At 67.7% G+C, this 19,958-nt stretch carries 16 protein-coding genes and 1 tRNA gene; 13 read left to right on the forward strand and 4 right to left on the reverse strand.

Annotation, left to right across the window (positions count from 1 at the left end; all coding sequences use genetic code 11):
- Positions 1-41: 41 nt before the first annotated feature.
- The 9 genes from AC0IXR_RS10240 to atzF all read left to right on the forward strand — a co-directional run bounded on the left by AC0IXR_RS10240 (position 42) and on the right by atzF (position 12,082).
- Complete coding sequence (locus tag AC0IXR_RS10240; protein WP_471760614.1) at positions 42-1,106, forward strand: ABC transporter permease; 1,065 nt, start codon at positions 42-44, stop codon at positions 1,104-1,106.
- Complete coding sequence (locus AC0IXR_RS10245; RefSeq protein ID WP_471760615.1) at positions 1,103-2,032, forward strand: ABC transporter ATP-binding protein; 930 nt, start codon at positions 1,103-1,105, stop codon at positions 2,030-2,032. Before AC0IXR_RS10240 ends, AC0IXR_RS10245 begins: the two co-directional genes overlap by 4 nt.
- 271 nt (positions 2,033-2,303) lie before the next feature.
- Positions 2,304-3,080 (forward strand): creatininase family protein, encoded by a 777-nt coding sequence (locus AC0IXR_RS10250; protein WP_471760616.1) that lies wholly within the window; start codon positions 2,304-2,306, stop codon positions 3,078-3,080.
- 17 nt (positions 3,081-3,097) lie between these two features.
- Entirely contained in the window at positions 3,098-4,471 is a 1,374-nt protein-coding gene (glnT, locus tag AC0IXR_RS10255; RefSeq protein WP_471760617.1) for a type III glutamate--ammonia ligase, read from the forward strand.
- 300 nt (positions 4,472-4,771) lie between these two features.
- Entirely contained in the window at positions 4,772-5,059 is a 288-nt protein-coding gene (locus AC0IXR_RS10260) for a cupin domain-containing protein (protein WP_471760794.1), read from the forward strand.
- A gap of 96 nt (positions 5,060-5,155) precedes the next feature.
- The gene (locus AC0IXR_RS10265) at positions 5,156-5,965 is read left to right on the forward strand and encodes an urea amidolyase associated protein UAAP1 (protein WP_471760618.1); all 810 of its coding nucleotides are present in this window, start codon (positions 5,156-5,158) and stop codon (positions 5,963-5,965) included.
- 15 nt (positions 5,966-5,980) lie between these two features.
- Entirely contained in the window at positions 5,981-6,619 is a 639-nt protein-coding gene (locus tag AC0IXR_RS10270; RefSeq protein WP_461233959.1) for an urea amidolyase associated protein UAAP2, read from the forward strand.
- On the forward strand, positions 6,619-10,260 hold the full coding sequence (gene uca, locus AC0IXR_RS10275) for an urea carboxylase (protein WP_471760619.1): 3,642 nt from the start codon (positions 6,619-6,621) through the stop codon (positions 10,258-10,260). The genes AC0IXR_RS10270 and uca overlap by 1 nt, the downstream gene beginning before the upstream one ends.
- Positions 10,261-10,282: 22 nt before the next feature.
- Positions 10,283-12,082: an allophanate hydrolase gene (atzF, locus tag AC0IXR_RS10280; RefSeq protein ID WP_471760795.1), complete on the forward strand. Its 1,800-nt coding sequence runs from the start codon at positions 10,283-10,285 to the stop codon at positions 12,080-12,082.
- A gap of 236 nt (positions 12,083-12,318) precedes the next feature.
- On the opposite strand, the gene AC0IXR_RS10285 is transcribed toward atzF, so the two are convergent.
- Positions 12,319-13,392: a GNAT family N-acetyltransferase gene (locus AC0IXR_RS10285; protein WP_471760620.1), complete on the reverse strand. Its 1,074-nt coding sequence runs from the start codon at positions 13,390-13,392 to the stop codon at positions 12,319-12,321.
- A 539-nt stretch (positions 13,393-13,931) separates the two neighbouring features.
- Between AC0IXR_RS10285 and AC0IXR_RS10290 the strand changes: the two genes are divergently transcribed.
- Positions 13,932-14,474, forward strand: coding sequence for a sigma-70 family RNA polymerase sigma factor (locus AC0IXR_RS10290; protein ID WP_419952051.1), 543 nt, complete (start codon positions 13,932-13,934; stop codon positions 14,472-14,474).
- A gap of 232 nt (positions 14,475-14,706) precedes the next feature.
- Here AC0IXR_RS10290 and AC0IXR_RS10295 read toward each other — a convergent pair.
- Positions 14,707-14,782: transfer RNA gene (locus tag AC0IXR_RS10295), tRNA-Ala, on the reverse strand.
- A gap of 111 nt (positions 14,783-14,893) precedes the next feature.
- On the opposite strand from AC0IXR_RS10295, the gene AC0IXR_RS10300 reads away from it, so the two are divergent.
- Both AC0IXR_RS10300 and AC0IXR_RS10305 read left to right on the forward strand, forming a co-directional pair.
- Entirely contained in the window at positions 14,894-15,196 is a 303-nt protein-coding gene (locus AC0IXR_RS10300) for a YggT family protein (protein ID WP_056433481.1), read from the forward strand.
- Positions 15,197-15,247: 51 nt separating this feature from the next.
- Positions 15,248-16,294: a MaoC family dehydratase gene (locus tag AC0IXR_RS10305; RefSeq protein WP_471760623.1), complete on the forward strand. Its 1,047-nt coding sequence runs from the start codon at positions 15,248-15,250 to the stop codon at positions 16,292-16,294.
- A gap of 7 nt (positions 16,295-16,301) precedes the next feature.
- Here AC0IXR_RS10305 and AC0IXR_RS10310 read toward each other — a convergent pair whose 3' ends face one another.
- Positions 16,302-17,105, reverse strand: coding sequence for a TSUP family transporter (locus AC0IXR_RS10310; protein ID WP_471760624.1), 804 nt, complete (start codon positions 17,103-17,105; stop codon positions 16,302-16,304).
- A gap of 61 nt (positions 17,106-17,166) precedes the next feature.
- On the reverse strand, positions 17,167-17,697 hold the full coding sequence (locus AC0IXR_RS10315) for a L,D-transpeptidase (protein ID WP_156467931.1): 531 nt from the start codon (positions 17,695-17,697) through the stop codon (positions 17,167-17,169).
- 1,074 nt (positions 17,698-18,771) lie between these two features.
- On the opposite strand from AC0IXR_RS10315, the gene AC0IXR_RS10320 reads away from it, so the two are divergent.
- Positions 18,772-19,956, forward strand: a complete 1,185-nt coding sequence (locus AC0IXR_RS10320) for an efflux RND transporter periplasmic adaptor subunit (protein ID WP_156467932.1) — start codon at positions 18,772-18,774, stop codon at positions 19,954-19,956.
- The last annotated feature ends 2 nt before the right edge of the window (positions 19,957-19,958 follow it).

Raw genomic sequence — 19,958 nt, forward strand, 5'->3', positions numbered from 1 at the left:
TGGAGCGCACTTCCCCTCCCCCTTGTGGGGAGGGGACAGGGGTGGGGGTGGCTCCGCCAGCCTCGGCCGCAGTGGGTCACCCAACCACCCCCACCTCCAACTCCTCCCCACAAGGGGGAGGAGGGGCCCGCGTCTCGTCTCCCATCTCCCGCCGACGCTCCTGGGTCGGCGTGGCCCGGCCGCTCTCGCCGCGCCGCCGGACGAGCCTCGCAATCCTGTCGTTCCTGATCCCGCTCCTCGCCTGGGCGGCGGTCTCCTACGTGCCGTTCCTGTGGCATCCCCTGGTGGAGGTGACCGAGCCCGGCGACATCGCCTGGATGGAGCCGGGGATGCGCGTGCCGAAGGCCGCCTTCGCGGAGGAGGTCGCCTCGGCCAAGGCCGCCGGCACCGCCGAGCCGGCGGGCATTCCCGCCAACCCGGTCTACCTTCCCGCCCCGCACGAAGTGGCCACCGCGTTCTGGACCTCGCTGACGGCCCAGCCGACCCAGCGCGACGCCATCCGCCTGCCCCTGAGCCTGTGGCACTCGATCCAGATCATCGCCTTCGGCTTCCTGCTGTCGTCGCTGATCGGTGTTCCCCTCGGAATCCTCTGCGGCGCCCAGCCGACTTTGGCGCGCCTCACCGAGCCGGTCATCGAGTTCGTGCGCTACATGCCGGCACCCGCCTTCGGGGCGCTGATGGTCGCCATCCTCGGCATCTATGACGGGCCGAAGATCGCGATCATCGTCATCGGCACCTTCTTCCAGCAGGTGCTGGTCATCGCCAACACCACCCGGCGGATCGAGCCGCTGCTGATCGAGGCGGCCCTGACGCTCGGCGCGCGAAATCTCCGTCTCATCCGCCGGGTGATCGTGCCGGCGATGCTGCCGCAGCTCTACCGCGACCAGCGTATCCTGCTCGGCTGGGCCTGGACCTACCTCATCGTCGCCGAACTCATAGGCACTTCGTCGGGCATCACCTTCTTCATCACGCAGCAGGCCCGCTACCAGCATTTCGACAACGTCTACGCCGCGATCCTCATCATCGGCCTCGTCGGCTCGATCACGGATCTCGCCCTCGCCTGGCTCGGCCGCCGGCTGTTCCCCTACGACAGGAGCGAAGCGTGAACTCGGTCTCTCCCGTCATCCTGCCGATCGAGGCCTGCGACTACCGCACCCAGTGCGAGCCGGTCCGCGCCCGGTTCGAGAAACTGAAGAGCCGTGAGGTCGCCCTCCGGGTCGAGAAGCTGACGAAGACCTTCCGCAGGGCGGATGGCGGCGTGACGGTGGCCTTGAAGGACATCGACCTCGTCACCCACCGGCGCGAGTTCCTCTGCGTCGTCGGGCCGTCGGGCTGCGGCAAGTCCACCTTCGTGCGCATCCTCGCCGGGCTCGAGACTTCCACCTCGGGCGTGGTCAGCGTCGAGGGCGTGCCGGTCTCGGGGCCGGGCGCGGACCGGGGCATGGTGTTCCAGGGCTACACGCTGTTCCCCTGGCTCAGCGTCCTGCGCAACGTCGCCTTCGGGCTGGAGGAGAACGGCACGCCGCGTCGGGAAGCGGAGCGCGAGGCCCGGCAATGGCTGGCGCTCATCGGCCTAGAGGCCTTCGCCGACAGCTACCCGCACCAGCTCTCCGGCGGCATGAAGCAGCGGGTGGCCATCGCCCGGGCGCTGGCCACCCGCCCGCGCATCCTGCTCATGGATGAGCCGTTCTCGGCCCTCGACACCCAGTCGCGCGCCCGGATGCAGGCCTATCTGATCGAGATCTGGAAGAAGATCGACATCACCATCGTCTTCATCACCCACGACCTCGACGAGGCGGTGCATCTGGCCGACCGCATTCTCGTCCTCAGCGCCCATCCGGGCGAGGTCGCCGAACTCATCGAGGTGCCGGTGCCGCGCCCGCGCAGCCACAACCAGGCGCTCACCCCCGAATTCCGCGCCACCCGCGCCCGTCTCGACGCGCTGATCCACCCGCCGAAGGACGAGGCCGAGGAAAGCGTCGCCCCCGACGTGGTGACGCGCATGACCTCCGCCGGGGACGAGGTGGAATGATCGCCCGCGCTTGTTCTCCCGGTGTCGTGCGCATCCCCTTCTCCCCGCTTGCGGGGAGAGGGCTTCCTGCCCCCTTGCCGGGGCAGGAAGCGAGGCGTCAGCCGACGGTGAGGGGGCGGTTCCGGATGAGCCTCATCCGTCGACACCCCCTCACCCTCGCTTCGGCTTCGCCTGCGCTACCCGCCGGCACGACGGGGTGCCTGCGGGCCTCTCCCCGCCCGGCGGGGAGAGGGGGCCGCGACCACTTCCTCGTCCTTCAGGCATCACGGCCATGACCGCCCTCTCCCCCCTCCTCTGGGCGAACCGCACCTGGGACGAGATCCCCGGCGACCTCGCCGCCGTTTCGCAGGCCGTGATCCTACCCGTGGGAGCCACGGAACAGCACGGGCCGCATCTCGGCACGGGCATGGATTTCGTTCTCGCCGAGGCCCTGACCCATGCGGTCTCGGCGCGGACCCGCGTGCCGGTGCTCCCCACCCTGCCCTATGGCTGTTCCCTCGGGCATAGCCGGCGCTGGCCGGGCACCATCACCCTCGATCCCGTGATGATGACGCGGCTCGTGGCGCAGATCGGCACCTCGGCCTACCATTCGGGTGTGCGGCGGCTGTTCATCGTCAACGCCCACGTCACCAATGCCGCGCCCCTGCGCTCCGCCCTGGAGATACTGCGCGCCGCCCATGACGACCTCATGGTCGCCCTGGTGAATTCCGCCACGGTGAGCGAGCGCGTCCGCGCCGCGCATTTCGCCGATGCCGACGACTGGCACGCCAACGCCGCCGAGACCGCGCTGATGATGGCGGTGGCGCCGGACCTCGTGCGCCCGGACCGCATCGCCGATGCGGACGATCCCGACCGGACGGAGGGGCTCGTCTTCTCCCATCCGGTCAACCGGACGAGCCTGAACGGCGTCACCGGGCGTCCTTCGGAGGCGAGTCTCGAAGACGGGAAACGCCTGTTCGGCTGGATGGTCGAGGACCTGTCCGCCCTCGTCCTGCGCGGCCTCTCCGAGACCCCGCCCCTCCCCCATTCCTTCTCCATTTCCGCTTAAAACCAAGGAGCCGCCCGATGGCGCATGCCACCGAAATCGATCCCGCCATCGCCAAGCTGCAGGACGAGCTGCGCGCCAAGGGCGTGAAATACGTCATCGGCGCCTATGTCGACATCCATGGCGCGCAGAAGGCCAAGGTCGTGCCCATCGACCACCTTCCGCAGATGGCGGCGGGGTCCGAGCGCTATACCGGCTATGCCCTCGACGGGCTCGGCCAGGCTCCGAACGAGGACGAGCTGGCCTCCGTGCCGGACTTCTCCCAGTTGATCCAGCTGCCCTGGGAATCGAAGCTCGCCTGGTGTCCGGCGGACCTGACGTTCCAGGGCCAGCCTTATCCGCTCTCGACCCGTGTCGCCCTGAAGACCATCATGGCCGAGGCCGAGGCCATGGGGTTCGGCTTCAATCTCGGCATCGAATGCGAGATCTTCCTGCTGAAGCAGGAGGCGGACGGCTCGCTCCACACGCCGATCCCCGACGATAAGCTGGTCAAGCCCTGCTACGACGTGCGTGGCTTCGTCGACAACTTCACCTGGCTCGACAAGGTCGCCACCACCATCAACGATCTCGGCTGGGACCTGTATTCCTTCGATCACGAGGATGCGTGCGGCCAGTTCGAGTTCGACTTCAACTACGCCGACGCCCTGACGATGTGCGACCGGCTCACCTTCTTCCGCATGATGGCCAAGCATTATGCCAAGGAAGAAGGCCTCATCGCCACGATGATGCCCAAACCCTTTGCAGACCGCACCGGAAATGGCGCGCATTTCAACATGTCCCTCTCCGACAAGGAGACGGGCAAGAACATCTTCGCCTGCGACCCATCGGCCGATCCGCGCGGCCTCGGCCTCACCGAGACCGGCTATCACTTCATCGGCGGCGTGCTGAAGCACGGGCGGGCGCTCTGTGCCGCCTTCGCGCCGACGGTGAACAGCTACAAGCGCCTCGTGCGCCAGGGCTCCATGGCGGGCTTCTCCTGGGCGCCGGTGTTCAACTCCTACGGCTCGAACAACCGCACCAATTCGGTGCGCGTGCCCGCCGGCGGCGGACGCTGCGAGAGCCGCAACGCCGACGGCGCGGTGAACCCCTACCTCGCCGCCGCTCTCGTCCTGGCGGCCGGTCTCGAAGGTATCCGCGAGCGCATCGATCCGGGTGCCCCCAACGAGGACAACCTCTACGACCTCACCGACGCCCAGCGCGCCGAACGCGGCATCGAGTTCCTGCCACAGACCCTCGCCGAGGCGGTGGACGCCTTCGCCGCCGACCCGCTGGTGGAGAAGACCCTGGGCAAGGCGCTGCGCGACGAGTTCATCCGCTACAAGCGCGCCGAGTGGGAGGAGTATCACCTCACGGTCAGTGCCTGGGAGATCGAGCGCTATAGCCACCTTTTCTAGGTGTTAACTTCCTCGTGAAGCGGACGCTCAACACACTCATGCCTCTCTCGCGCGAGACATATTGGTCTTTGCAGGTACGGCCGAGATTCGGCCGGCCGCGGATGTCCTTGCGAGGGAGATGGCTCGGTGGAGATTGCGCGGCCGCTTCATACTTTCGGCGGTCCGATTCTTGCCCTGTTCGGCGGCATGGGAGCCCGATCGGTCGCGACCCTCGTGACCGGTCTGGGACAGGGCAGAAAGACCATCGATCTCGCCCCCACTTAGCGGCAATCGAAGCTCTGCCGGCTGGAGCTGGAGCGTATCGTCTCGGGCGACCCCGCCCAGACGGTAAGCGTCGTCTACCAGAGCGAGGACAGTCTCTTCTCGGCCGGCACTTGGACCTGCCAGCCGGGCAAGTGGCACATCGACTTCGCGCAGAACGGGTTCGTCCACATCCTGGAAGGGGTGGTGTCGGTCACCGACGGGGACGGGCTCGCCAAGACCTACCGGGCGGGAGACACCTTCGTTTCCCCCTCCGGTTTTGCCGGCACCTGGGACGTACGGGAGCCGGTCCGCAAATCTTTCACACTCGGCGATCCCCCGGGTTAAGCAGCACCGCGATCGACGCATGCCCGCCGGGACGACCCGGCCGCGACAGGGCTGTTTTTCCGGGACGACCCGGAGAACAGACTTGAGGAGACGGGCATGACCGACACAGCCAGCATCATCGCCGAGAATCGGCGTCGCTACGAGGAACTGAAGGCCCAGGGCCAGGGGCATGCCCCCCGCGCCCTGCCGCCGCCCTCGTCGCGGGGATTGCCCCTCGACGAAGCGGCGATCCTCCACACCGAGACCATCCCGGGCGGCTGGTACTGCACCTTCGAGCTGAATGCCGGCGAGGCCCTGCGGATCAGTCTCGACCATGGTCCCTCCAGCGTCGCCCTCGTCGCCTGGAACGCCGCCGAGACCTCCGAGCGTCTCAACTACGCCGACACCGTGAAGGTGCAGTGGACCGCCGCTCTTCAGCGCGGCCGGGTGCTGTTCTCCGACATGGGGCGGGTGATGCTCTCGCTCATCGAGGATTCCTGCGGCGCGCACGATGCGCTGGTGGGCGGCTCCAACGCCGCCTCCAACGCCGCGCGCTACGCGGGCGGCCCCCATCGCAACACCCGCGACAACCTCGTCCTCGCCGCTCTCAAGGCCGGGCTCGACCGGCGCGACATCCCCGCCTGCGTCACGCTGTTCGCCCCCGTCTCCGTGGGTGCGGAGGGGCGCTTCGCCTGGAACGAGGCGGGTCGCCGCGCGGGCGACTTCGTCGATCTCCGCGCCGAGCTCGACCTTCTCGTCACCCTCTCGAACTGTCCCCACCCCCTCGACCCGAACCCGGATTACGCGCCGAACCCCGTGGTGGTGACCCGCTTCCGGGCGCCCATCCCCGCCGCCGACGATCTCTGCCGCACGGCCACGATCGAGGCTGTCCGCGGCTTCGAGAACAACGCCGCCATCGGCTTCTGACGGGAGGGACGCATCATGACCAACGACACCCAGCTTCTCCTCGACGAGGTCGTGCCGGCTCAGGCGCCCTGGTCCGGCCTCGTGCGCAAGGGCCAGATTCTTCGCATCACCGACACCGACGGCTGCCAGGCGGTGGACACCCTGTTCTACCGCGCCGGCGACATGGGCGAGCGCTATTCCTCGCAGGACACCCTGCGCGTCCAGGGCTCGGCCTATGTGACGACGGGCACGCGGCTCGTCTCCAACGAGGGCCGGGTGATGGCGACCGTCACCGCCGATTCCTGCGGTCGTCACGATACCTCGGCTGGCGCCTGCTCCTGCGAGGCCAACACCGTGCGCTTCGGTCACGCCACCAAGTATCTCCATGCCTGCCGCGAGAACTTCGCCCTTGAGGTCGCGAAATACGGGCTCTCGAAGCGCGACATCCCACCCAACATCAACTTCTTCATGAACGTGCCCATCGAGCAGAACGGCGAGCTCGCCATCGTCGACGGCGTCTCCGCTCCCGGCGACTATGTCGAGGTCACGGCTGAGATGGACGTGATCTGCGTGATCTCGAACTGCCCGCAGATCAACAACCCCTGCAACGGCTTCAACCCGACGCCGATCCGCGTCTCTATCCGGGATCAAGCCTCGACCGGGGATCTGCGCTGATGTTCGGCAAGATCCTCATCGCCAATCGCGGCGAGATCGCCCGGCGGATCGCCCGCACCTGCCGGCGCATGGGTGTCGCGTCCGTGGCCGTCTACTCCGATGCCGACCGGTTCACCCGCGGCGTGCTGGAGGCGGACGAGGCGATCCGCCTCGGACCCGCGCCGGCGGCCGAGAGCTACCTGAACGTCGAGGCGGTGATCGCCGCCTGCAAGGCGACGGGAGCGCAAGCCGTCCACCCCGGCTACGGGTTCCTGTCGGAGAACGTCGCCTTCGCCGAGCGTCTGGCGGCGGAGGGCATCGTCTTCATCGGCCCGAAACCCGAGCACCTGCGCGCCTTCGGCCTCAAGCACACCGCGCGCGACCTCGCCCGCGCCAGCGGCGTGCCCCTCCTGCCCGGCACCGGCCTGCTGCCGGACCTGGACGCAGCCCTCGCGGCGGCCGAGACCATCGGTTACCCGGTGATGCTCAAGAGCACGGCGGGCGGCGGCGGCATCGGCATGCGTCTGTGCGCCTCTGCCGAGGAGTTGCGCGAGCACTATACCAGTGTCGAGCGCACGGCGCGGGCGAGCTTCGGCGATGCCCGCGTCTATCTCGAACGCTTCGTCGGCGAGGCGCGCCACGTGGAGGTGCAGATCTTCGGCGATGGTGCCGGCCGCGTGGTGGCGCTTGGCGAGCGCGATTGCTCGCTCCAGCGCCGCAACCAGAAGGTCATCGAGGAGACCCCCGCGCCGGGCCTGTCGGATGCGGTGCGTGCACGCCTCCACGCGGCCTCGGTGGCTTTGGGGACGAGCGTCGCCTACGCCTCGGCGGGAACGGTGGAGTATATCTACGATCCCGTCCGCGAGGATTTCTCCTTCCTCGAAGTGAACACCCGGCTGCAGGTCGAGCACCCGGTCACCGAGGCGGTGTTCGGCATCGATCTCGTGGAATGGATGATCCGCCAGGCGGCGGGCGAGGACGTGATTGCTGCCGCCGGCCCCCTGGTCCCGCAGGGCGCGGCCATGGAGGCGCGGCTCTATGCCGAGATCCCGCACGCCAATTTCGCCCCGAGCGCCGGCCTCCTCACCGAAGTGCGGTTCCCCGCCGAGGCGCGCATCGACAGTTGGATCGAGACTGGCACCGAGGTCACCACGAACTACGACCCGATGCTCGCCAAGATCATCGTGTCCGGCGAGGATCGCCCGGCGGCGCTCGCCGCTTTGCGCCAGGCCCTCGACGGCAGCGCGGTCTCGGGGATCGAGACCAATCTCGATTACCTGCGCGCCATCGCCGGTTCCGAGCTCTTCGCCTCGGGCCGGGTCGCCACCACGGCATTGCGCGACTTTCCCTATGCGCCGCGCAGCATCGAGGTGCTGGTTCCCGGCGCGCAATCGAGCCTGCAGGAACTACCCGGCCGCATTGGCCTCTGGCATGTGGGCGTGCCACCGAGCGGGCCGATGGATGCGCGCTCGTTCCGCGACGCCAACGCCCTCGTCGGCAACCCGCCCGATACCTGCGCCCTCGAACTCACCGTGTCCGGGCCGAACCTGCGGTTCCATGCCGCCGCCACCGTGGCGCTCGCCGGGGCCGCGATGGCCGTGCGCCTCGACGGGGTCGCGCAGCCCCATGGCCGTGCCTTCACCGTCGAACCCGGACAGACCGTGAGCATCGGCGCGATCGCCGGCCCCGGCCAGCGCAGCTACCTCGCCCTGCGCGGCGGGTTTGCCGCGCCTCTCGTCCTCGGCTCGCGGGCGACCTTCGCGCTGGGCGCCTTCGGCGGCCATGCCACCGGTGTCCTGAAGGCCGGCGACGTGCTGCATCTCGGCGAGGTCCCGGGTGTCGAAGCGTCGATGCCCGAGCCTGCGCCCCTCACCCATGCCTGGGAGATCGGCGTGGTCTACGGGCCGCACGGTGCGCCGGACTTCTTCCGGGACGAGGACATTTCGGACTTGTTCTCAGCCTCTTACGAGGTTCACTTCAACTCGGCCCGCACCGGCGTGCGCCTCGTCGGCCCGACCCCGCTCTGGGCACGGAGCGACGGCGGCGAGGCCGGGCTGCACCCGTCGAACCTCCACGACAACGCCTACGCCATCGGCTCCATCGACTTCACCGGTGACATGCCGATCCTCCTGGGGCCGGACGGCCCAAGCCTCGGCGGCTTCGTCTGCCCGGCGGTGATCGCCCGCGACGAGCAGTGGAAGATGGGGCAATTGCGGCCGGGGGATACGGTGCGGTTCAGGGCGGTGGAGCGGGTGGGGGACGTACCCACCCTCTCCCCCCTGCGGGAGAGGGTGCCTGCGGAGCAGGCGGGAGAGGGGGCGACCTCTCCGAAGATGGCGCTCCCCTCTCCCGACCCTCGCTCACGCGAGGGCCACCCTCCCCCGCAGAGCGGGGAGGGACCAGCTTGCGCCGGCTCGCCCATCCTCGCCACCGACTCTTCCGGCCCCGTGCCGGTGGTCTACCGCCGCCAGGGCGACGATAACCTGCTGGTCGAATACGGGCCGATGGCCCTCGATATCGGCATCCGCCTGCGGGTCCACCTCCTGGCCGAAGCCGTGGACGAGGCGCGGTTGCCGGGGCTCATCGACCTGACGCCCGGCATCCGCTCGCTCCAGATCCATTACGACGGCACCACGCTGCCGCGCTCACGCCTCCTCGGGCAGTTGCGCGAGATCGAGGCCGCCCTGCCCGCCGTCGAGGACGTGACGGTGCCGAGCCGCGTGGTCCACCTGCCCCTGTCCTGGAACGACCCGCAGGCCGAACTCGCCATGCGCAAGTACCAGGAGCTTGTGCGTCCCAACGCGCCCTGGTGCCCCTCGAACATCGAGTTCATCCGCCGCATCAACGGGTTGGAGTCGGAAGCTGACGTAAAACGCATCATCTTCGATGCGAGCTACCTCGTGATGGGGCTGGGCGACGTCTATCTCGGCGCGCCGGTGGCGACACCGGTGGACCCGCGCCACCGCCTGGTGACCACCAAGTACAACCCCGCCCGCACCTGGACGCCGGAGAACGCGGTGGGCATCGGCGGCGCCTATATGTGCATCTACGGCATGGAGGGGCCGGGCGGGTACCAGCTCTTCGGCCGCACCATCCAGATCTGGAACACCTGGCGGATGACGAAGGAATTCGTCCCCGGCCATCCCTGGCTGCTGCGCCCGTTCGACCGCATCCGCTTCTTCCCCGTGAGCCATGACGAGCTGATGGAGGCGCGCGCCGCCTTCCCGCACGGGGCCTACCCGCTGAGGATCGAGGAAGGCACGTTCTCCTATGCCGAGCATCGGGCCGAGCTCGCCCGCAACGCCGTCGAGATCACGGCCGCGAAACTGCGCCAGCAGACCGCCTTCGAGGCTGAGCGGCAGCGCTGGCAGGATGAGGGGCTCGACAGTTTCGTCGCCGACGAGGGCGCGCCTCTGGGCGAAGAGGATGCGGTGCCCGACGGCCATGTGGGCGTGCCGACCACGGTGCCGGGCAATGTCTGGAAGGTGCTGGTCGAGGAAGGCCAGAGCGTCGCGTCCGGCGAGACGGTGGCGATCCTCGAATCGATGAAGATGGAGATCGCCGTTTCCGCCCCGGTGGCGGGAATCGTGCGTGAGGTCCGGGTGAAGCCGGGCCGCACCCTGCGCGGCGGCGATCTCGTCGCCATCCTGGAAGAGATCTGAGCAGGTGAGAGAGCCGACCGACATGCTGCCGACCATCCTCGACCTGTCGACCCTGCGCGCCCTCTACGTGGCGGGGCGTGCCACCCCCGTCACCGTCGCCGAAGCCGTCGCCGAAAGGATGGAGGCGTCGACGGACCCAGCCATCTTCATCACCGCCCTCGACCGGGAGGCATTGGTGAGCGCGGCGCGGGACCTGATGGCGCGCCACCCCGAGCCGAACTCATTGCCGCTCTGGGGCGTGCCCTTCGCGGTGAAGGACAATATCGACGTCGCCGGCCTGCCGACGACGGCGGCCTGCCCGGCCTTCGCCTATACGGCGCAGGCGGATGCCGAGGTGGTGGCGCGCCTGAAGGCGGCGGGTGCGTTCTGCACGGGCAAGACCAATCTCGACCAGTTCGCCACCGGCCTCAACGGCACCCGCTCGCCCTACGGCGCACCGCGCAGCGTGTTCAGCGCCGCCCATGTCTCGGGTGGGTCGAGTTCCGGCTCGGCCGTCGCCGTGGCGGCGGGGCTCGCGAGCTTTTCGCTGGGCACCGACACGGCCGGTTCCGGCCGCGTGCCGGCGATGTTCAACAACCTCGTGGGGATCAAGCCGACGCCGGGCCTGTTCAGCACGACGGGCCTCGTCCCTGCGTGCCGCAGTCTCGACTGCATCAGCATCTTCGCGGCCACCGTGGGCGACGGTCTTGCGATCCGCCGCATCGCGGAAGGGTTCGACGCCGCCGATCCGTTCTCGCGGCGGGCGGTACCACATTCGCTCCCCGCTCAGGGCCTGCGCTTCGGCGTCCCGACCCCGGCCGAGCGCGAGTTCTACGGCGATGCCGAGCGTGAGGCGCTCTATGACGCGGCTATCGCCCGCCTCGAATCGCTGGGCGCCGTGGCGGTGCCGTTCGATTACGCACCGTTCCGCGAGATCGCGACCCTGCTCTATAACGGGCCGTGGGTGGCCGAGCGCCTGGCCGCCATCGCCGGGTTCTTCGCCGGGAATGTCGACGCCCTCGACCCGAGCGTGAGGAGCATCGTCGAGTCCGCCAAGGCCTACAGCGCCGTCGATGCGTTCGAGGGCCGCTACGCGTTCGAGGCCCTGCGGCGGCGCACCGAGGCGACCTGGGCGGAGGTCGACATCCTGCTCCTGCCGACCTCCCCCACCACCTACACGGTGGAGGAGATGCTGGCCGACCCGATCCGCCTTAACAGCCATTTCGGGCATTACACCAACTTCGCCAACCTCCTCGGTCTGGCCGCGATCGCGGTGCCCGGAGGCTTCGGCGCCGATGGCTTGCCCGGCGGCGTGACGCTCGTCGGCCCCGGCTTCAGCGACGAGGCTTTGGGCCCCTGGGCCGACGCGCTCCACCGCGCGGCGGCGAGCGGAATGGGGATCGCGCGCGACGCGCTTCTGCCCGAGGCGAGCCGGGTCTCGGCCACCGAGACGGACGAGATCGCCATCGCGGTGGTGGGCGCCCATCTCTCGGGTCTGCCCCTCAACCACCAGCTCACCGATCTCGGCGGCAGGATGGTGCGGGCGGCGCGGACCTCGGGCGCGTACCGGCTCTACGCCCTGCCCGGCACTCACCCGGCCAAGCCCGGTCTGGTCCACGAACCGGGCTTGGCTGGCGGCGGGTTGGAGGTCGAGATCTGGGCCCTGCCCCCGGCGGGTTTCGGCCGCTTCACCGCCGCGATCCCCGCCCCCCTTGGCATCGGCAAGCTCACCCTGGAGGACGGTTCAGACGTCTCCGGGTTCCTGTGCGAGGCCCATGCGGTGGCGGGCGCCGAGGACATCACAATCCACGGCGGCTGGCGCGCCTACCTCGCCTCCCGCTGAGGCAGGGCAATCGCAGATGCCGATTCACGCGTCCAAAATCCAATCGTAGCACCCCGTCATCCCGGGGCCGCGCAGCGGAGCCCGGGATCCAGAAACACAGGTGCTGCAGGACTTTGCACCGTTGGCGGCTCTGGATTGCACGCCTCTGGCGCGGCCCTCCGGGTCCGGGCTCGCCTCTGGCGACCCGGAATGACGGCGTGGTGCCATGTTCAGTCGCCCTGCGCTGACGCGTCCCGTCAGGACGCCGGCGGCGAGACGGTCTCCGGCGAGGCGGGGATGCCCCCCGCCGGCGACCACAGCCTTTCGCAAAAGAAGCGCTCGCGCAGGAGCATCAACAGGGCCGCGCGCTTGTGCGGAAAATCGAAGGTCTTGATCCGCGCGAAGCCCGACCGCTCCAGGTTGCGCAATTGCTGGACATGGTCCGCCTTGGGCTCGCCGACGATCCGCTCCGTGCGCGGGTCGTCGAGGAAGAGCGCATGCATCAGCGAGGGCAGCCAGGCCGAGATGTAGGCCTTGCCGCGAAACCGGCTCTCGCCGATCAGGACATGCCAGCCGCGATCGTAATCCTGCACGTCGTAGAACGGGGCGAGGCGGTTCTCCTTGGCCCAGTAGATCTCGAAATAGCCGAACGGCTCGCCGCCGATCGTCCCGATCAGCGGGATCATGTGCGGATCGGCGATGAGGCCGTCGAGATAGGCCTCGTGCTTGTCGCGTTCGCCGGCCTCGCCCCAGGCGGCATCGACCACCGGATCGTTGAACCAGCGGTGCAGGGTATCGACGTCGTCGATCGTGGCGGCTCGGAACGCCACGGCCTGTCCGAGCCAGGGGATGAAGCGGGAATAGATCACGGCCTTGGGCTTCGGCGACCGTTGCGGATGGCGCTTGCCGTCACTCATGATCTGACGGGCGGGAAAATCGCGCGTCGCGAGGTTGGCGAGCCAGGGTTCGGGGCGCTGCCACAGCATCGTCGGATCGACGGAAAGCGCGTCGCCTTCCCGGACGACGAGGCCGCGCTCCGCCAGGGAGGCGACGAGACCCGCGAAGCTGGCACCGTCGAGGCTGATCCGTTCGGCATCTGGATGTGTCGCCGAGACCATCTCGAATGCCGCCGTGATGTTCGTCAGGACCTCGCTCGGGTCGGGTCTCACGGGCTCCTCCAGGGACAGATGCGGGCTGCTCCCCTGCTGAAGGCGCAGGCGTAGACCGACCCGGCCCTCCGCCACGACGCTGAGCCGGTCGCCGTCCAGGTAGACCTCGACGGTACGGCCCGTCGCCTCGCCGCATCGAAAAGGAACTGTTGTCGAAAGCATCGCGTCTCGTCGTTGGCTGGTACCGGCATCCGCGACCGGGATGCCCTCTGGGACAGGACGCTCCGGCACTCCGGAAATTTAGGGGCAACCGGGAAACTCGTGGCGCCCACAGCAGCATGACGAGCCGAGCACTCCGCTGCCGCCACGCCTTTCGATCCTGGGCAGCCGGGTCCTGCTCGCGCAAAAACTGTATCTTTTATTAACGCAACCGTTCACAATCCGAAGATGTGTTCGTTCATGCAGCAGGTGGCCTGTGGCCATGCGACAGAACATTTTGGCCAAATTTCATGTAGCTTCATAGCATAAACCCTTCGAGGAAAGCCTGAATATCGTCTGACCGATTCGATGTAACTGGCGATTCTACATTTAGAATATTTCTAATTCAAACATCTCCCTATAAAATCACTCTTGTATGTCTGTGGAATTTATCTCTTTAGCCTCCATATCCGAGTTGGATCGTGGAAATGACCCGGCGACGTGCGCGGCTGGGCAGTTTCGCGCGTTTTCGTACTGACCTACGCATCCGAAGAAGGTCGTCCATGTCACAGACTCATTCGCCTGGAAGGCGGAGCGACATCGCAGCTCCGCTGCTCGCTGCTCTCATCGCCGAACAGTCGGGCCTCGTGGCCTACGCGACGCAGATCCTGCGTGATCGCTCGGCGGCGGAGGACGTGGTGCAGGAGGTGGTGCTCAAGCTCTGCGAGGAGCCGGCCGCCGATCTGCGTCCTGGTCGCCGCGTCGAGGCGCCGCTGCATTACCTGCGGCGGATGGTTCGGAACGCCGCCATCGATTGGGCGCGGCGCACGATCCGCGAGCGCTGCCGCTTCGTGCCGGATGAGCAGGCCGAGGCCATTCCCGCTCCCTGCACCTGTCCTCAGGACCGCCTCGAGCAATGCCAGGCGCTGAAGGCAGCACTGGCCGCGCTGGAAACGACCTCGGAGCGAACCCGCCGGGTGTTTCTCGCCCATCGGATCGACGGCATTCCGCAGACCGTCCTGGCCCGCGAGAACGGCGTCTCGCCGACGCTGGTGAATTTCATGATCCGTGACGGCACGGCCCTGTGCCGGTCGGCCGCGGCCTAGGCATTTCGCGCTCAGGATGCGTCGCGCTCATGTGCCCGTCATGGACGCCGCGCGGCCTTCCTGCGCAGGAGGCCGTCAGCGGGTAACATGTTGCGCTGTCGAGGTGGCCACAAGCGACGAAACACCGTCGGAGCCCGGCACGCTGCCAAGCTGGCTGATCCTGTCTCCCGGCGCCGGAAAAGCTACGCGTTCACGACAAGATCGTTGATTCACCAGGGACTTGAAATAAACCTGGTGGAGCTGAGCGGGATCGAACCGCTGACCTCCGCAGTGCGATTGCGGCGCTCTCCCATCTGAGCTACAGCCCCGTTCCGAGGTGGCCGCTTTGTAAGCGCGCGTGCCTCGGGCTGTCAATTCAGGAAATCCCGCCGTTGACCCGCGCCGGTGAGGCGGGGCGAACGAGGACATCAGAACCGCGCATGTACGCTCTTCTCTGGCTCTTCGACACCGTCGTCCAGCTCTTCATCTACGTGCTGATCGCCAGCGCCGTGCTGAGCTGGCTCGTGGCCTTCAACGTGGTCAACGTGCGCAACCCGATCGTGTCGCAGATCGGTGAGGTGCTCTACCGGCTGACCGAGCCGGTTCTTCGCCCGATCCGCAGCGTCCTGCCCAATCTCGGTGGGATCGACCTGTCGCCGATCGTCCTGGTGCTGCTGCTTCTCTTCATCAGCCGCCTCCTGCACGAGGTCATTCCGCCCCAGACCGTGGTCTATGGCGGCTGAGGCCGCACTGGACAAAGGGCCAAGAAAATCACGTCGAGGGACGACCAAGAGATGAAGACCAATCCCGGCCGCTTCTTCGAGGATTATCGCCTCGGTGAGACCATCCGCCATGCCACGCCGCGCACGGTGACGAGCGGCGACGTCGCGCTCTACACCTCCCTCTACGGCCCGCGCTTCGCCGTTCAGTCCTCCGATGCCTTCGCCAAGGCCATCGGCTACCCGCAGAGCCCGCTGGACGACCTGCTCACCTTCCACGTGGTCTTCGGCAAGACGGTCCCGGACATCTCCCTGAATGCGCTCGCCAATCTCGGCTATGCCGAGGGCGGTTTCCGCCGGCCGGTCTATCCGGGCGAGACCCTGTCCACGGTCTCCGAAGTGATCGGCCTCAAGGAGAGCTCGAACCGCCAGACTGGCGTGGTCTACGTGCGCTCCACCGGGTCCGACGCCAACGGCGAGACGGTTCTGAGCTATTGCCGCTGGGTGCTGGTGAAGAAGCGCGACCCGGAAGCGAAGATCGAGCAAGAGCACGTCCCGACCTTCGCCAAGGTGGTCGATCCGGCCGATCTCGCCGGCGCCCTGCCGCCTCTGAACGCGGCTGCCTACGATCTCGACCTCGCGGGCTCTCCGCACCGCTTCGGCGATTACGTGGTCGGCGAGAAGATCGACCATGTGGACGGCATGACCGTCGAGGAGGCCGAGCACCAGATCGCCACGCGCCTCTACCAGAATACCGCCAAGGTGCATTTCGACGGCTTCGCCGCGAAGGACACACGGTTCGGCCGGCGCCTGATCTATGGCGGTGTCGTCATTTCTCTCGCCCGTGCGCTCAGCTTCAACGGTCTCGGCAACGCCTTCGCGCTCGCCGGCATCAATGCCGGGCGCCACGTGGCGCCGCTTTTCGCCGGTGACACGGTCTATGCCTGGAGCGAAGTGCTCGAAGCCGCCGAGCTTCCCGGCCGCACGGATATCGGCGCTCTTCGCCTGCGCACGGTCGCCACCAAGAACCAGCCCTGCGGGAACCACCCGGACAAGGTCGGTGACGGCTACGACCCGGCCGTGATCCTCGACCTGGATTACTGGGCCTTCATGCCGCGCTGACGCGCGCTTAGTTCGCGGTGAACAGGCCCATCACGGCCTGTCGCAGCGGGTTCTCGGGGTTCGAGAGCAATCGGATCGCCATCGCGCAGGCGATGGTGACGAGAAGCGGCCGGATCAGCTTCGCGCCGAGGCGGATCGCCAGGATCGAGCCGATCTGGGCCCCGATGAAAGCCCCGAAGGCCATGGCGATGCCGATGGTCCAGACCACGTGGCCCGAGGCTGCGAACAGGGCAAGGCTGCCGAGGTTGCTGGCGGCATTGGCGAGCTTGGTATGGGCGGTCGCACGCACCACGCCGAGCCCGAGCAGCGTCACGAACCCGATCATGTAGAAGGCCCCGGCGCCGGGGCCGAACACACCGTCGTAGAAGCCGACGGCGGGAGCCCAGGTGAGCGCGAACAGGCCGGGGCGCATCCGTGCCGCCGCGTCCTCGCTGCTCATCCGCCGCGCGAAAGCGAAATAGAACGCGATCCCGATCAGCAGGACGGGTACGGCCGCGTCGAGGACGGGGCGCGGCAATAGGCTGACGCAGAGCGCACCACCGATCGAGGCGAGACCGGCGCTGAGGGCGATCTTCCAGGCCGCCGGCCAATGGATGTGACCGCGGCGCGCGAAGGCGATGGTCGATGAGATCGCGCCGGCGCTGCCCTGGAGCTTGTTGGTGGCGATGGCGCTCACCGGATCGAGCCCGGACAGGAGCAGGGCCGGCACCGTGATGAGGCCGCCGCCGCCCGCGATGGCATCGACGCAGCCAGCCGCCACGGCCACGGCGAACAGGCCCGCGACGAGGCTGATGTCGACACCGAAGATCATTCCGCTCTCTCCTCCGTTCGGTCGCGACCGACCGGATGCCGGCGGGAGGCGGATGGGGTCTTCAGTTGCGCACGATCACCTTCGTGCCGACCTTCACCCGGTCGTAGAGGTCGACCACATCCTTGTTGGTCATGCGGATGCAGCCCGACGAGACGGCGGCACCCATGGTTTCCGGCTCGTTGGAGCCGTGGATACGGTAGAGCGAGGAGCCGAGATACATCGCCCGCGCGCCGAGGGGGTTGTCCTGGCCGCCGGCCATGTAGCGCGGCAGGTCGGGCCGCCGCGCCAGCATCTGCGCCGGCGGACGCCAAGCCGGCCATTCCTTCTTCATCGTCACCGACTTCTCGCCCGACCAGGAGAAGCCCTGACGCCCAACGCCGACGCCGTAGCGGACAGCCGCTCCGCCGCCGAGGACATAGTAGAGCCGGCGCTGGCTCGTGGAGACGACCACGGTTCCGGGTTTCTCTGAGCCCTTCCACGCGACTGTCTCGCGCGGGATCGCCTGTTCCTTGAAGATATTGAGGAAATCCGCGATCGGACCACTGTCGAACGGGTTACCGGCGCTGGCACCGACGCTTGTGGCAAGGCCCATGCCCAACGCGAGAGCCGAGGCGGCGAGGAAAGAGCGAATGCCCATTTTAATCGTCTCCGGCCGGATCTGGACAAGCCGGTGCGCAGGCACCCCGTCTCCCATTCCGGCGAGGTCCAGGCTTTGGGAGCCGGACGTCAGATGATTGGACCGGCAGACTTGGCCGGATGGTTAAGAGCGGTCAACCCGCTGCGATGTGAACGGAATATACTGTGGGATTGGCGCAACGGCGGTGATCCCCGCTCTCGGCCGCCCGCTTGACAGAATGTCGCAGGTTATTGCGCTGCGGGAACTTTCGCACCACCCTCAGTTTCGTGACTTCAGAGACGACCAGATCTGCCGATGCCTCCGTCGAGGCAGGATGCCTCGCTTCGAACGCCCCGCAAGCGCATTCGGTCGTTCGTCCCCGCACGGCTCTGTCGACCCTGCTGGTGTTGCTTTCCCTCCTTGTGATGGTTCTGCCGAGTTTCCCGCAGGAGCTGTGGGGCGCCGGTGTCGGTGCGCCCGTCAGCAGCCGGGGGCACGACGGTCTCGTGAGCCAGGGTGAGGTTCCGTCGACCGGTTCCGCCGCGCGTCTGGAGGTCGACGACGCGATGACCCCGCCCTCGCTTTCGGGATCTCGCGTGCTCGGTGCAGCCTCGGCACCGACGTTGCGTGGTCGTTCGGCCTTGTCTCTCGGGATCAGCGCGGACGCACCACTCCACCGCCCCCCCAGGATCTCCACCTGAGAGCTTGGCCGCGGCGTTTTAACCAAACCGCGTCGAAGGCTCTCCTTTTTCCGGCTTGCGTCGCGTGATCGCCAAGATTGTGAACGATTGCTGAAGCCGTGATGTGTGTGGTTGGCCCCGGTCCGGCCGCCACACGCCCAATGACGCCATGGCCGCCCTGCGTGGCCCAGCGATTGCCAAGGTGCTGAAGTCGCTTCGCGGATCTTCGCCCAGGACTTGAGTGTCAGTGCCGCCAATCCCCTGCCGGATTGCGGTCGACCGCGTATCGCATAGGAGCTAAATCATCGTGACGACCACTTCTCACCGCGTCCGACGTGTCTGGCCGGCCTCTCTGGCTGCTGCCTCCGTCATGGTCGCCCTGTCTGCCTGCAACCAGAAGCAACAGGCCGCGGCGCCGGTGCCGACCCAGCCGCCGGAAGTCAGTGTCGTCACCGTCCGCGAACAGCCTATTCCCTATGTGCGCGATCTTCCGGGGCGCGTTGCGCCCCTGCGCATCGCCGAAGTGCGCTCCCGCGTGTCCGGCCTCGTGGTCAAGCGCACGTTCGAGCAGGGCAGCTTGGTCAAGGAAGGCGACATTCTCTACAAGATCGACCCGGCTCCGTTCGAGGCCGAGCTCGCCAGTGCCGAGGCGGCCCTCGCCCGCACCGAGGCCGCCCAGGTCCTGGCCGGCCAGCAAGCCGACCGTCTCGAGCAGCTGCTTTCGCGCCAGACCGCCAGCCAAGCGCAGTACGACAGCGCCTATGCCAGCCTGAAACAGGCCCAGGCGGAGGTGGCCGGCGCCAAGGCCACGCGCGATAGGGCCAAGCTGAACCTCAACTACACCGACGTGCGTGCCCCGATCTCCGGCCGCATCGGTCGTGCGCTTCTCACCGAGGGTACGCTGGTCGAACAGGGCGCGACCGCGATCCTCGCCACGATCCAGCAGCTCGATCCGATCTACGTGGACATCACCCAGTCGGTCGGTGAGTTGAACAAGCTGCGCCGCGATCTGGCCAGCGGCGAGCTATCGCGCCTTTCCAAGGACACCGCCAACGCGCATCTCATCATGGATGACGGCTCGCTCTACGGGTCGGCCGGCAAGGTTCTGTTCTCGGACGTCACCGCCGATCCGAGCACCGGACAGGTCACCTTGCGCGTGCTGTTTCCCAATCCGCATGATGAGCTGTTTCCGGGCATGTATGTCCGCGCCCGCATCAAGCAGGGCATCGACGCTGATGCCATCGCGGTGCCGCAACAGGCGATCCAGCGCACCAATGACGGCAAGGCCGAGGTCTGGATCGTCGGCAAAGACGACAAGGTCATGCTCCAGCCGGTGGAGGTTGGCCCGGTCGTCGATTCGAACTGGATCATCCGCGACGGCCTGAAGACCGGGGATCGCGTCGTGGTCGAGGGAGTCCAGAAGATCTCGGTCGGTTCGGCCGTGAAGACCGTCGAGCTCAAGGTCGCCTCCGCTCACGCCGAACTGAAACCGATCGATACCGATCTCGATGACCGGGCACCCAGCCCGCAGCCCGCTTCGGCGCAGGTGCGCTGAGC

This window comes from Methylobacterium sp. AC832 (assembly GCF_979256025.1).